The organism is Paenibacillus sp. 2RAB27 (genome assembly GCF_052115445.1).
Lineage (GTDB): Bacteria > Bacillota > Bacilli > Paenibacillales > NBRC-103111 > Paenibacillus_E.
This window is the reverse complement of sequence record NZ_JBFRGR010000002.1, coordinates 362,468-376,357: the sequence shown is the minus strand read 5'-3', so window position 1 is coordinate 376,357 and position 13,890 is coordinate 362,468. Positions and strand designations below refer to the sequence as shown.

General features: G+C 40.1%; 10 protein-coding genes. All 10 read left to right on the top strand.

Features of this window, described 5'->3' with window-relative positions; translation table 11 throughout:
* Nucleotides 1-164 precede the first annotated feature (164 nt).
* The 10 genes from AB4114_RS04310 to AB4114_RS04265 all read left to right on the top strand — a co-directional run bounded on the left by AB4114_RS04310 (nucleotide 165) and on the right by AB4114_RS04265 (nucleotide 13,874).
* A complete protein-coding gene (locus AB4114_RS04310) occupies nucleotides 165-1,958 on the top strand; it encodes a cache domain-containing sensor histidine kinase (RefSeq protein WP_441987305.1) in 1,794 nt (597 codons plus the stop codon).
* A 17-nt stretch (nucleotides 1,959-1,975) separates the two neighbouring features.
* Nucleotides 1,976-3,568 (top strand): response regulator, encoded by a 1,593-nt coding sequence (locus tag AB4114_RS04305; protein WP_441987304.1) that lies wholly within the window; start codon nucleotides 1,976-1,978, stop codon nucleotides 3,566-3,568.
* Between the two features lie 182 nt (nucleotides 3,569-3,750).
* On the top strand, nucleotides 3,751-5,133 hold the full coding sequence (locus AB4114_RS04300) for an ABC transporter substrate-binding protein (RefSeq protein ID WP_441987474.1): 1,383 nt from the start codon (nucleotides 3,751-3,753) through the stop codon (nucleotides 5,131-5,133).
* Between the two features lie 66 nt (nucleotides 5,134-5,199).
* Nucleotides 5,200-6,114, top strand: a complete 915-nt coding sequence (locus tag AB4114_RS04295; protein WP_441987303.1) for a carbohydrate ABC transporter permease — start codon at nucleotides 5,200-5,202, stop codon at nucleotides 6,112-6,114.
* Complete coding sequence (locus AB4114_RS04290; protein ID WP_441987302.1) at nucleotides 6,099-6,974, top strand: carbohydrate ABC transporter permease; 876 nt, start codon at nucleotides 6,099-6,101, stop codon at nucleotides 6,972-6,974. The genes AB4114_RS04295 and AB4114_RS04290 overlap by 16 nt, the downstream gene beginning before the upstream one ends.
* A gap of 363 nt (nucleotides 6,975-7,337) precedes the next feature.
* A complete protein-coding gene (locus tag AB4114_RS04285) occupies nucleotides 7,338-9,107 on the top strand; it encodes a sensor histidine kinase (protein ID WP_441987301.1) in 1,770 nt (589 codons plus the stop codon).
* Nucleotides 9,100-10,605, top strand: coding sequence for a response regulator (locus AB4114_RS04280; protein ID WP_441987300.1), 1,506 nt, complete (start codon nucleotides 9,100-9,102; stop codon nucleotides 10,603-10,605). Before AB4114_RS04285 ends, AB4114_RS04280 begins: the two co-directional genes overlap by 8 nt.
* A 142-nt stretch (nucleotides 10,606-10,747) precedes the next feature.
* Nucleotides 10,748-12,097 (top strand): ABC transporter substrate-binding protein, encoded by a 1,350-nt coding sequence (locus AB4114_RS04275; protein WP_441987299.1) that lies wholly within the window; start codon nucleotides 10,748-10,750, stop codon nucleotides 12,095-12,097.
* A gap of 83 nt (nucleotides 12,098-12,180) precedes the next feature.
* Nucleotides 12,181-13,047: a carbohydrate ABC transporter permease gene (locus AB4114_RS04270; protein ID WP_441987298.1), complete on the top strand. Its 867-nt coding sequence runs from the start codon at nucleotides 12,181-12,183 to the stop codon at nucleotides 13,045-13,047.
* Nucleotides 13,044-13,874, top strand: coding sequence for a carbohydrate ABC transporter permease (locus AB4114_RS04265; RefSeq protein ID WP_441987297.1), 831 nt, complete (start codon nucleotides 13,044-13,046; stop codon nucleotides 13,872-13,874). Before AB4114_RS04270 ends, AB4114_RS04265 begins: the two co-directional genes overlap by 4 nt.
* Nucleotides 13,875-13,890: the final 16 nt, after the last annotated feature.

Here is a 13,890-nt window from a genome sequence, read left to right as displayed (position 1 = left end):
CAAAAATTATCATGTGAGTATGTAGTCATTTTAAATAAAATGAGCTTTGACTAGATAGATAACGTAATTAATTTTGGTTCTTCTCTTGACACAACAACTAAATGTAAGCGCAAACAAAAGAGCTGTAGTGACTTGGTGAACAAGCTAAGTAAGGGGGAGTGCGAGTGAATCCAATTCGCTTTTTTAAAAAGAGTATCTTAAATAAACTAATGATTTCATTTCTATTAGTCCTGTTATTACCTACCTCAGTGATTAGTATAAGTTCGTATTTGGTATCCGTGAAAATATTGAAAGAGAAAGTAAGTGATTCATTTCATGAGAATCTCTTATATATTGGCAACTCTATCGAAAAGGAATTATCGGGAATAGAAAAAATCACAGAATTAATTTATATAAATGAGGATATTCAGCAGGCAATTAGCTCAGATAATCATAACCAATTAGATTACTATGCTAATTATAAGAAAGTGGATCAGGTTATCAATAATGTGGAATTTTATTCAAATTATTATAAATACGTCACTTCTCTGTTTATTTTTGGTGTGAACGGAAGTGAATTTAGATATGGGAACGGGAGCGATGCTTATGCGATTGATACGAAATTGCTTCAATCCTCGGAATGGTATAAACATTCGGAGGAGTTAGGCGGGAATGTACTATGGATAGGTGTGCATGACAACGACAATAAATCCGGAATGACACAATTTAAGCAAGTATTCTCGCTCTCTAGATTTATCAGGGATTTTAACAGTAGGAATATTGGAAGCTTATATGTGAGTTTAAATACGGATGTATTTACGGATATTTTAAGTAAGGCATCTCCAAATACACAAAGTCAACTATATATTGTAGATCAGCTGGGAAAGATCGTATACCCGCAAGAAAAGCTTGCTATGAGTCTGGCGTCGGATGGTATTATTCTGCCCAAAGAACAAAAGCTTTCTAATTTCGAGATAAAGAAAAACGGCAAAGCCTATTTAGTATCTAACTATGATTTGAATAAGTATGGCTGGCGAATTGTTCAAATGGTTCCTATTGAAATGCTAACGAAGGATAATAAAAATATTTTTATAATTACGACGGTTGTATTTTTTCTTTCCTTGCTTTTCTCAGGCGTTCTTTGGTTTTTTATTTCAACTGGGATTGTAAAACCTATACAAAAATTAACGTTGACGATGAAAGATGTGAGGGGGTCTAATTTGCTAGTAAAATCCAACATCTCCAATATTGATGAAATTGGTCTGCTCAGTGTCAACTTCAACTACATGATTGAGCGTATTAATTCACTTTTTAACCTTGTTATTGAGGAAGAAGCCCAAAAAAGAAAAGCAGAAATTAAGGCGCTGCAAGGGCAAATCACACCTCATTTTCTGTACAATACCTTGAATACAATCCGATGGATGGCTATCATTCAAAAGTCGGATGGCATTAAAGAGGTCGTAGATGCATTGGGAAGACTATTGAGAAATACATTCAAAGAGAGAAGCACATTGACTACATTGCATGATGAATTGGGTATGATTAAGGATTATATCTATATTCAACAAACGCGATATCGTGAAAAATTTCAGGTTTTCTATGACGTAGATGAGCATTTACTTTCCTTAAAATGCGTCAAATTCATCTTACAACCGATTGTTGAGAATGCCATCTTTCATGGTCTCGAACCAAAAGAAGAACCTGGATGCATACGAATTAACATATTCACGGATCAGTCAAATCTCCAAATCGTTGTTGAAGATAGCGGTGTGGGTATGTCGGATACTCAGATATCCAAAATTTTGAATGAGAACATGAATGAAGAAGATTACGCGGGCGGGATTGGTGTAATGAATGTCAATCTTCGTATCAAAATGATCTGTGGTGAACGATACGGCATTCAGGTGGATAGTGAACTTGGTGTGTATACAAGGGTTCGTATCGTGCTTCCTATGGACTTAATGGGAGAATCCGTATAGAGAATAGGTGGATGAACATGATGTTGAAAATACTAATTGTTGATGATGAAGCCCTTGTAAGAATAGGAATAAAATCGATCATACCATGGGAAGAATTGGGGTTTGAGTTGGTGGGTGAAGCTGAGAATGGGAAGAAAGCATTAGAGATGGCGAGAACGCATTCACCTGATATTATTTTGACAGATATTAAAATGCCTGTTATGACGGGGATTGAATTAATTAAGCAATTAAAGCATGAGAATCATCCTGCAAAATTCATCGTGTTAAGTGCCTATGATGATTTGGCCTATGTGAAGGAAGCCATGAAGCACGGTGCTGAGGATTATATTTTGAAATTAGAACTGGAGCCTGAGCAATTGATGAAGATGATGGAGGAGCTTAGAGTTGCCGTACTATCATCCCAAAAAAGGGATTTGAATAGATCGATATCTCAAGAGTATCCGCTTATACATACAGCACTTCATAAAGAAAAATTTATCAAAGACTTGCTGTTAGGTGTTATTCAGAATAAAGAAGAAATTCAGAAACAATTACATGTGCTCAATGTAAATTATTTGGAAAAAAATCTGAGTTGTTTAATCGTCGAGGTCGATGATTTAACTATTTATGATAAATATGGCGAATCCCCGCATTTACTTGATTATTCTATTCTTAATATTGTAGAAGAAGTTTTATCCAGCTATGCCGAAGGACAGGTTGTAAGCCTATATCCGAAACAATTTATAGCCATTTTCTCATTGAGGAAGAACGAGAGAGTTGATCGTGGAGAAAGGTTAACTGAGTTGACAAACAATATGAGAACTTCCTTGCGTAAATATTTAAGCACGTCGGTTTGCATCGGGATTAGCGATGACCATCAGGAGGAAATGCCAATCAAGCAAGCCTTCAAGGAAGCGAAAGAGGCTATCCGATTTAAATTTATTTTCCCAAGAGGTAGCAGTATTCATTATCGTGAAATAAAGCAAATGTCCCTACAAGAAAACGAGGATATTTCGGTAGAAATGAAAAAGGTTGAATCAGCCCTACTTGATGGAGAAGTCAAGTCGATTCATGATGCGCTACAGCTGTTAGTCCAGAAAATGAGCCAATCCAATAACTTAACGAAGGAATTATTAACGGGGTTATGTTATGCCATTTATTATTTATTTCAAACCTTTGTAGAAAAATATCAATTAACAGGAAAAAATATCATTCATAAAGAGATGTACAGTGAGATAACGAATATGAATTTAAAGGTTGATTTTATCGATTGGATTAACCAATTAAAGCAACGAATTACAGATCAATTGCTAAATAACAATGAGAATATGCGGGTATTTATAACGAAGCAATTTATTAATAAGCATTACAAAGAAGACCTTTCTTTAGAAAAGGTTGCCGAACATTTGCAGCTCTCTACAGCTTACCTAAGCAATCTCTATAAAAAAGAAACAGGTCAAAATTTTATTGAGTATATTACAGAGGTTAGGATCAGTCAAGCCAAGTTTTTATTAAAAACGACGGATTTAAGAATCGCAGAAATAGCCAGAGAAGTCGGATATTCGGATGAATATTATTTCAGTAAAGTATTCAAAAAAAATGTAGGAGAGTCGCCTCTCAAGTATAGATAATTGGTATGATCTCAAAAAAAACCATTTTTTCTTTATTTATTACAAATTGAAATGATGAACAATTTATGGGAAGTAGAGAAAGGTGAAAAACTCGAAAGATATTACATTTGAATGGAAGGTGTTAAGAATTATAGTAAAGAAGTAGCAGAAACAAACGAAAAGGGGTATGAAAAGTGGGGGAAATGAACGGTAGAAACGCAAGTGTTACCTTATTAATCGGCGGTATGATCGTATTGTCTCTAGCCGGTTGTAGTACGAAGAATGATGAAATTGCTGCCAGCGTCGCTCCAACAGTTTCACCATCAAGCAGTGCAGTGACTACACCAGCTGCCAAAGAACCAGTAACCCTCAAATGGTATTCCACTTCTGGAAATGCTAACTTACCAGCAACTAAGACCCTATTAGAGGATTATAAAAAGGTTTCTGGTAACACAGTCGAGTTAGAGACAGTTGCTGGCGATGGAGATGTGATCTATAAAAAGATCGATATTGATCTTTCGACGTCTGGGAATGTCGATGTGATCCCACTTCAAAATCCAATTATTCACGCTAAATATGCAAACAGTGGGTTTCTCCTCCCCTTGAATGACATTTACAAGCAGGCGGGAGTTGATTATGAGAAGAAATATGGCAAATACTTGACCAAATTTAACGATAAAGTTTACATGCTGCCAACGGGCGCAGGAACATGGGCCGTATTCTATAATAAAAAGATTTTTGATGACGCTAAAGTAGCATATCCGAAGGGGGAATGGACATGGGATCAATATGTGGAGACCGCTAAGAAATTAACGGATCCAAGCAAGGGGATTTACGGATCAAACTTCCCAGATTACGATAATACATTCTATTTATTAGCTGCACAGAGAGGTATTAGTGGTTATAAAGCGGATGGTACATCGAATTATGATGATCCTTCGTTCAAAGAATCTTTACAATGGTTAGGGGATCTAGGGAATAAATTGAAAATTCAGCCGAGCTGGCTTGAAACAAAGTCCAAGAAAATCCCCTATGATGTCTTTATGAACGGAAAATATGCCATGCAATTCACGGGAACTTGGTTTGCCTTTGCACCAATTGACTTGAAGACCTATCCACGCGATTGGAAGGTCGGGATTACGCAACCGCCAGTTGATCCAAGTGGCAAGAACATGATCGGTATTACTTCTGGTAATGGTATTAACAAATTTTCTAAACATCCGAAGGAAGCAGCTGATTTTGTGAATTGGCTTGCAGACAATCAATATAAGTATGGCGGATCCGGCACGCCAGCACGTGTCGATTTAGCCAAAGACGATACGGATAAAATATTTAATGAAATGGCATCCAAATTCCCTGCTGCAGATAGTATTACTTCGGAAGATCTGAAGGATGTATTTTTGACACCTAACTTAGGTCTCAAACCAGAAAAAATTACAGGTTCGATTGCTGCGGAATATGGAAAAATTATTTTACAAGAAGGCGAGTCGTATCTTGTAGGACAAAAACCGCTGGATGACGCGATTAAAGCGATCAAATCACGTGCAGACGAAGCCATTGACAAAGCCAAAACCTTGAAGAATTAATTCAATCAATTCGGAAGGAGCACTTAGGAAGATAGGGTGCTCCTTTGTTGTAGGAGGAAGTCGGAGATGTCTAAGCTGAGAATAAAGAGAACTATCGGAAGCCTAGAGAAACAAGAGGCACGAGCTGCATGTGTATTCGTTTTACCTTTCTTTATTGGATTTATCATTTTTCAATTTGCACCTTTATTTTATGCCTTTTTTATTAGTTTTGTGGACTTGAATAATTTTAAACCATTGAACGCAGTTACATGGGTGGGCTTAGCTAATTACACAGCCATTTGGAAGGATCCCATTGCAGTCTCATCGTATCTAAAAAGCTTTTATTATACGATCCTCTATGTGCCATTCCTTACGGCGGTTGGGTTTATCGCTGCTGTGCTCCTGAATAAGTATTTCTATTGGAAAAGCTTTAGCCGATCACTATTTCTAATGCCTTATGTGGCAAACATTGTTGCAATCTCAATTGTGTTTTCATTGCTGTTCGATCCATTCGGCGGGTTTGTGAATGCTCTGCTTAAAGTATTCGGTATTTCCAATCCACCCTTATGGTTTGCCAGTGCGAAGATGGCGATTCCCACTACAGCGATGGTAGCCATTTGGTTGAATTTTCCGTTCCAAATGATTGTTTATTTGGCGGCACTGCAGGGTGTATCCAAGGAATTATATGAAGCTGCTGAGATAGATGGGGCATCCAAACTTAAAAAATTGGTTCGTATTACATTGCCAATCATCTCGCCGACAAGCTTCTTTTTAATAATAACAGCCACGATTGGTTCGTTTCAGAATTTCACCATTTTCAACGCGCTGACCAAAGGTGGGCCAGGAACAGCATCCCGTGTGAGTTCTCTTAATATCTACGAAGAGGCATTTTCATTCAATCACTACAGCTATGCTGCTGCACAAGCCATTGTCCTATTTCTAATTATTATGATTATTTCAGTTATTCAATGGGGAGGGCAGAAGAAATGGGTGCATTATTAATTGCCAAACAATCGACTAGGCCATTCATCGCTAAAAATAGACTATCGATCGCTACACTTGCTTACTCATTCTTCGTATTCATTGTAGCGTTGATGATGTTATTTCCTTTTCTATTTATGATATCTGCTTCACTTAAAACGACGGTTCAAGCGTTTAATGAACCGCTGAAACATATGATTCCCGAACAGATCTATTGGGGTAACTATCAAACGTTGCTAACCTCACCGAATTACTTTCGTTGGATAGGGAATTCGCTGAAAGTAGTAGCGCTATCGATTTTATTACGTGGTATCGTCGTAACAATGGCTGCATACGCCTTTGCTAGATTGAATTTTAAAGGAAGAAATGTACTGCTTTTTATATCCTTATCCACATTGGCCATTCCTCCCGATACAACAATCGTAGCTAGATTTTTAATCTATAAGTACATGCATCTGATAAACACACATTGGGTGCTCATTATTCCTGCTGTTTTTGATGTATTTTTTCTATTTCTCTTAAGGCAATTTTTTATGGGTATTCCAAAAGAACTTACGGAAGCAGCAATTATTGACGGATGCTCCCATTATCGTGTTTATTTTCGAATCATCCTCCCGCTTGCTGTTCCTGCTTTAATGACCATGATTGTTTTTTCTTTCGTTTATATTTGGAATGACTATGCAAGTCCATTTATCTTTATTTCAAGCGAGAAGAAACAAATGGTAACCGTCGGACTTCAATATTTTTCAACACAATATGGGTCCAATTATTCACTTCAAATGGCTGGGGCTTCTATTGTTATCTTATTGCCTGTACTACTTTTTGTTTTTGCACAAAAATTTTTCGTTGAGGGCATTACTTCAAGCGGTATCAAGGGATAAGCATAGAAATGAGGTACATTCATGAAGGTCTATCGAGAATTGATCAATAAGCGAAACGGATTTAGGCGGTGGGACGGAGCATAGACCACGGAGCCAGCGTATTGTCGATTTTAAGTCCTTTTTGCTTGAAATAATAGGCCGTGAATAATATATGTATCGCCTAACGATTATAAAAACGAAAATTGACCCGGTTATCCATACATGAATGGACCTCCGGGTCTTTGCGTTCTGCTCACCCAAAAAAAACGGACACTCACCCAAAAAATAAGCACATTATGTTACTAGGGGTGATCTAGTTATAATACCTATATAGCTTTCATTTTATCTTAAGATATATACGACAATGGATGGGGGATGCACAATATGAAAAACAGATTGCGGTATCTCAAATCAAGATTCCGTTTACAGCGGCTTCGAAGCCGGTTTCTCGTGGCTATGATCATCATCTCTTTACCTCCAATTATGATTGTAGGTTATATGTCTTTCGATATTGCCAAGAACACATTGATGGAAACGAATGCGCAAACCTATGAAAACCATTTGGAAACATCCAGTGAAGTGGCGGATTTATTATTTCGCAACATTATTAATATGAATCGTTCCATCGTGGTGAACAATGAGGTGAGGGAGGTTTTGTCGAACAGCAACACTGCACAGAGCACGGAACCTGAATTGACAAGTGAATGGACCTCCAATAGGCTGCAAAAAGCGATTAATAACAACCAGTTTGATACCAAGTTTGTAAACTCCATCTGTGTATTTAATTTGGAATTCAAGACTTTCTGTGCTGGACGCTCTGATGACGCAGGAGTTTATGAGAAGCCAGATAAAATCAAGCTCATCCAGCAAACGGATTGGTATACAAGTGCTTTACAAGATCAAGGAAAGGTTGTTTTTCTTGGCTATGATGTCCTCGATCATTCGAAGAATTCATTTTCCACAGTCAAATTATTTCGGGATGCATCAAGTCCAAGCGGACAAACGATTGGTCTACTAGTTGTGAATATCTCAACGGATATTTTCACCAATATTTTTAATGAAAACAGCAATGCCGGTGGTTTCATGGCGTTGGATAATTCTCCTGAAAGAAGTAAAGTCGTGTTTAATAACGGGTTAACCGATAATTCCACTCTCAAAGAAGGGGACAGTGAATCCCTTATTCACCAATTGATGCAAAGTGGTTATCTTGTTAGCCAATATAAGAACCAAACGACGGATTGGACATTTATTCATCTTATTAAAGTGAATGAGCTGCTTAAGCAATCGAATCAAATTCGGACAATCACAACACTCATTGCCGGTTCTATGGGCGTAATTGCGCTGTTGTATTCCATTTTTATATCTGGCAGTATTACCCGTCCGCTTCTACAGATCAAAAAAATGATGGTAGATTGGACGAAGGGAGCTAGAGAATTCGAAGAGACGTTTGAACAGGACGAGGTAGGGACGATCGGGGAAACCTTTAAACGCGTAGTCTCTGAAAATAAAGAATTAAATGAGCGGCTGATACATGCCCAATTAAAGGAGCGAGAGGCGGAGCTGCGGGCGCTGCAGGCGCAAATTAAGCCGCATTTTTTATATAACACCTTAGATTCGATCTATTGGATGGCGGCTTTGCAAAAGAATCATGATGTCGCTCAGATGGCGATTTCCTTATCGGAAAGCTTTAAATTAAGCCTAAATAAAGGAAAAGATACCATATCTGTTTATAAGGAACTAAAGCATATTGAGCATTACATGACCATTCAGAATATTCGTTATCATAATCGGTTTCAATATATAGAAGAGGTTGAGCCTGCCTTGATGGGGATGGAGATTATGAAGCTGCTGCTTCAACCTCTTGTTGAAAATGCCATTTATCATGGCCTAGAACCTAAAGTAGGCGAGGGTACAATTCGACTTACTGGGAAAAGGGATGATGGATATCTTGTTTTTACAGTGGAAGATAACGGAGTAGGAATAGCCGATTTGGCTGCAACGGAACAAGGTTATGGTTTGAAGAATGTTCGTGAACGATTGACCTTGTACTATGGAACGACCAGTTCATTAACAATTTCGAGTGTAGTCAATCAAGGTACTCAGATCCAAATTCGTTTTCAACTATTCGGTGAAAAGAGGGATACAGATGCTTAAGGCCGCGGTGTTTGATGATGAATATATTGTGCTTCAAGGCCTTCGTGAAATGATAGACTGGCCAAGCTTTGGCATTGAGCTCATTGGCACGGCTGATAATGGCCTATCTGCACTCGAATTATTTCGAGAGCATCAACCTCAGCTTATTTTCACGGATATACGGATGCCCGGTATGGATGGACTTCAGCTGATCGAAGAGATTATGCGAGAAGCGCCTGAAACGCTATGTATTGTGTTTAGTGGATTCAATGAGTTTGAATACGTGAAGAGAGCCATCAATCTAGGTGTTGCCGATTATTTAGAAAAGCCAATTACGATCCCAACGATTGAGAAAGCGATCCGCAAGGTGATGGATAAGATCAGCCAACAACAAGAAGTACTGGAGCTTAAGACGAAAGTAAGCAGCAGCCATCGCGAGCTTTTGGAGAAAGCGACATTCGATTTATTATTTATCGGCGCAGAAGCGGAAGCGAAGTGGCTAGACATTTATGGAGCGGTGGCGGAGTCTCTCGCAGGCGTGACCGTTCTTGCTACGGAATCCATTCAGTTGCACATGCCGGAGCATACGGACTATACGGTGATTCCGCTTCGGCATGGTGTTGAGAGATTACATGTATGTGTACATGCCCAGCAGCCAACCCCCGAGTTCTGGGAGCAGCTGCAATTGGAGTCCGAGCTAGCTGGCATCTCTGTGGGGAGCGGACGGACATATGCGGAGCTGAAAGATGCCGCGCAAAGCTTTAAAGAAGCGCTGCGTGCGTTGCGATCCGCTCATTTTCTGGGAGAAAAGGGGATCGTACGTTTTGAGGATTTGGGTGATTTGATTACCCGGCCCGAGGGTTTAAACGAACGAGAGGAAGCGATTATTCTGAGTTTGCGTTCTGGTAATAAGGCGGGCATGCTCGAGCAGATTGATCGTTTTATAGCTTGGATCCAAATGGAAAAACTGGATAGCGAAGTGGCTGAACATGAAATGCTTAAGCTGCTTTATTTGGCTCTGGAAGAAGCGAGAAAGTCAGTTGGCGACAAAACAAGTCATATACCTGAGGATTACCGTCCACATGTTGAATTTCGGGAAATGGCAGCAAGAGGGAAAATGACGGAATGGTTTCGCAGTCAACTTGAGATGATTGTTGGCAGTACGATGGATGCCCGTGAGCATTCAAGACATGCGTCCGTCACACGTGCTCGTACTTATATGGAGCAAAACTATACGCGAGATGTCACACTTCAAGAGGTAGCCGAGCATGTTGGCATGAATCCCACCTATTTCAGCGTGTTATTTAAGGAGGAAGTTGGCGAGTCCTACATTAAATATGTCACCCGCATGCGCATGGAGCTTGCTAAGACGCTGCTTAGCCGCGGTTTGAAAGTGAATGATGTGAGTGAGAAAGTTGGGTATCATACCTATAGACACTTCTCTGATGTATTTAAAAAATATACGGGACATACACCTGGACAATATAAAGATCAGTTAACCAATCCCTCGGGCATCTAAAAAATACGGACACGAATCAGAAGAATGACGCACTGCCTGAGGTTAGGAAAAGCGATTAAGATAAAAGCACGGGGAAAACGAACTCGTGCCTGAACATAGGAATCGATTGATCCTAACCAAGATGACTAAGGGGGATTTGAAGATGAGTACAAAGATAACAAAATGGGTTGCCGCAATGTCCACTTCGGTATTATTGGCTAGTGTGGTAGCAGGCTGTGGAACGACATCCACATCATCTGACGATACGAAAGGGAAAGCAACAGATGCGGGAACTAAAAAAACTGATGAAAAGGTAACCATTTCACTTCTAATTGATAATACTCAGGATTCTGTCAATGTTGCAAAAGGGATTGTCGCGGCATTCGAAAAAAAGTATCCGAACATTCATGTTGAAACAGAGACTCGCCCTGGCGGCGGAGAAGGCGATAATATCGTCAAAACCCGTCTAGCTACTGGAGATATGACCGACGTGTTTTTCTATAACAGTGGATCACTTATGCAAGCGCTTAATCCCGAACAAAATCTGCTTGATCTAACCAATGAACCTTTTCAAGCGAATGTGATTGATTCCTTTAAACCAACGGTTTCTTCTAAAGGGAAAGTTTATGCGGGCCCGATTGGCTCGACGATGGCTGGCGGCTGGTTCTACAACAAAAAGATTTATGCTGATCTCGGTCTCTCCGTGCCGAAAACATGGGCTGAATTGATGGCGAACAGTGAGAAAATTAAAGCAGCTGGTATCACGGCTGTCATCGGTTCTTACAAAGATGATTGGACATCACAATTGGTCGTACTAGCGGATTATTACAATGTCCAAGCCGCCAATCCGAAGTTTGCGGAAGATTATACAGCGAATAAAACCAAATATGCGAAGGATGCAGCGGCACTGAAAAGCTTCGAAAAGCTGGAAGAAATCGCGAAAAAGGGTTACATGAACAAAGATTTCTTAGCAACAACCTATGATGCGGGGTTGAAAATGCTAGCGGAAGGCAAAGGCGCTCAATATCCGATGCTATCTTTTGCAACACCAGCACTCCAGCAGAATTTCCCAGACAAAATGAAGGATATCGGTTTCTTTGCACAACCAGGGGATAGTGCAGCTACGAATGGTTTGACGGTGTGGATGCCAAGTGGTGCTTATATTTATAAAGCAACGAAACATGCGGAGCAGGCGAAGAAATTCGTTGAATTCATCGCTTCTATGGATGGTGTTGCTGCTCAGTCGGCTGCTTCTATGCCATCAGGTCCTTATGCGATTAAAGGTGCAAAGCTGCCGGATGACGTCGCGCAAGCGGTGAAAGATATGACGCCATACTTTGATGGCAACAAAACAGCACCAGCCTTGGAATTTGTATCTCCAATTAAAGGCGCAAGCTTGCCGCAAATTACTACTGAAGTCGGCGCAGCTATCAAAACAGGTAAACAAGGCGCAGAGGTTTATGATAAAGATGTTGAAAAACAAGCCAAGCAATTAGGTCTGCAAGGCTGGTAATAGTTAAAGATTAATCAGAAGGGAGTCGGCGATGCGAAATTCATGCAGGACCGGCTCTTTTCTCAAACTTAGGGGTGATTTCGGTGGCCAAGGTGTTCAAACGTACGTACTCATATGCTTTCCTTATTCCTGCAGCCATTATCTATGTATTGATTTTTATTTTTCCGACCATTATGTCTTTTTTCTTCAGTTTGACAAGATGGAATTTAACGAGTTGGACGTTTATCGGTTTGGATAACTTTAAAATGTTTTTCCAAGAAGCGTCGTTACTGATCGGATTTAAGAATACCCTCATTTATGCGGTAGTTACTTGTGTATTAAAGGTAGTTTTGGGATTGTTGCTTGGTGTTTTTCTAACTTCAAAAATAAGAGCCAAGGGATATCTGCGGTCTGTTATATTTTTCCCTACTTTGCTAAGTACCATTGCAGTCGGAATTACGTTCAGTATGATGATGCATCCGACACAAGGTTTAATTAATACAGCACTAGCAGCAATTGGGATTGTTGGTCCTGACTGGTTAGGCGATACCCGTATAGCGCTGCTGTCTGTTGCACTTGTAGATGTATGGAAAGGCGTGGGCTTTGCGACTGTTATTTATATCGCAGGAATTCTCTCCATTCCTCAGGAATACTATGAAGCACTCGAAATGGATGGTGGAGGCGCATTCCATAAGTTCTGGAATATTATTCTCCCGTTAAGCCGTCCGGCAACGAATTCGGTCATTATTTTATCCTTTATTGGTGGCTTGCGTTCCTTCGATCTCGTTTGGGCGATGACCAAAGGTGGACCTGGATTTACGACTGACCTTATCGCTTCCATTATTTACAAGCAGTACCAAGGTGGTTATTATGGGCTGGCTACGGCAGGAAACGTAATCTTATTCATCGTGGTAACGGCGTTAGCCCTTCCGCTGTATTCGTACCTGAATAGAAAAGAGGCGGAACTATGAGCAGAAAAATAAAAGGTTTAAGCATTGAAGTCATTGCCATTCTTCTGACCATTGTGATCTTCTGGATTCCGTTCTACTTTGTTGTCGTTAATGCGCTCAAGGATAAGAAAGAATCCTCCCTATTAAACTTAGCTTGGCCTTCTACCATTCATCTTTGGGATAATTTGAAAGAAGTCATTACAGCTCGGGATTACATGCTATTGCGAGCTTTTTATAACAGCACCTTGCTAACCGTTTTATCCATTATCGTGTTGATTCTTGTCTGTGCGATGGCAGGCTTTGTGATGCAGCGTAGAAGCGATCGTGCCACGCCATGGCTCAATTTCCTTGTCCTGTCTGGATTAATTATACCGCCAGCCATCGTACCCACGATCTGGGTATTGAATGGTCTTGGTTTGTTCAAAACGCTGCCAGGACTCGTTCTTGTCGAGGTTGCACTAGGATTTCCTTTCGGGGTTCTGTTGTACAAAGGCTTTATGTCAGGCATTCCACGTGAAGTCGATGAAGCTGCTGTGGTGGATGGAAGCAGTGGATTTGGGTTGTTCTACAGAATCATTCTGCCGCTTCTGCAGCCCGTAACGGCAACGATTATTGTCACGTCATCTGTCGGGATTTTTAACGACTTTACGAACCCTCTGTATTTCTTCCCGGGAGCTAAGAATGCGACTGTACAACTAACGTTGTACAACTTCCAAAGTCAATTTGTCACGCAATGGAATTTGCTATTTATGAATATTTTACTGATCACATTACCGCCTCTCGTCTTATTCATTTTCTTTAACAAAAAGATTGTAGCAGGTATGACAGCAGGTTCAGTTAAAGGCTAATCATGGGATCGTCAAA

Excerpts from the sequence above, each read along its gene's own strand:
- AB4114_RS04305 (WP_441987304.1), top strand. The coding sequence starts at position 1,976 with ATGATGTTGAAAATACTAATTGTTGATGATGAAGCCCTTGTAAGAATA.
- AB4114_RS04300 (WP_441987474.1), top strand. The coding sequence starts at position 3,751 with ATGAACGGTAGAAACGCAAGTGTTACCTTATTAATCGGCGGTATGATC.
- AB4114_RS04295 (WP_441987303.1), top strand. The coding sequence starts at position 5,200 with ATGTCTAAGCTGAGAATAAAGAGAACTATCGGAAGCCTAGAGAAACAA.
- AB4114_RS04290 (WP_441987302.1), top strand. The coding sequence starts at position 6,099 with ATGGGTGCATTATTAATTGCCAAACAATCGACTAGGCCATTCATCGCT.
- AB4114_RS04285 (WP_441987301.1), top strand. The coding sequence starts at position 7,338 with ATGAAAAACAGATTGCGGTATCTCAAATCAAGATTCCGTTTACAGCGG.
- AB4114_RS04280 (WP_441987300.1), top strand. The coding sequence starts at position 9,100 with ATGCTTAAGGCCGCGGTGTTTGATGATGAATATATTGTGCTTCAAGGC.
- AB4114_RS04275 (WP_441987299.1), top strand. The coding sequence starts at position 10,748 with ATGAGTACAAAGATAACAAAATGGGTTGCCGCAATGTCCACTTCGGTA.
- AB4114_RS04265 (WP_441987297.1), top strand. The coding sequence starts at position 13,044 with ATGAGCAGAAAAATAAAAGGTTTAAGCATTGAAGTCATTGCCATTCTT.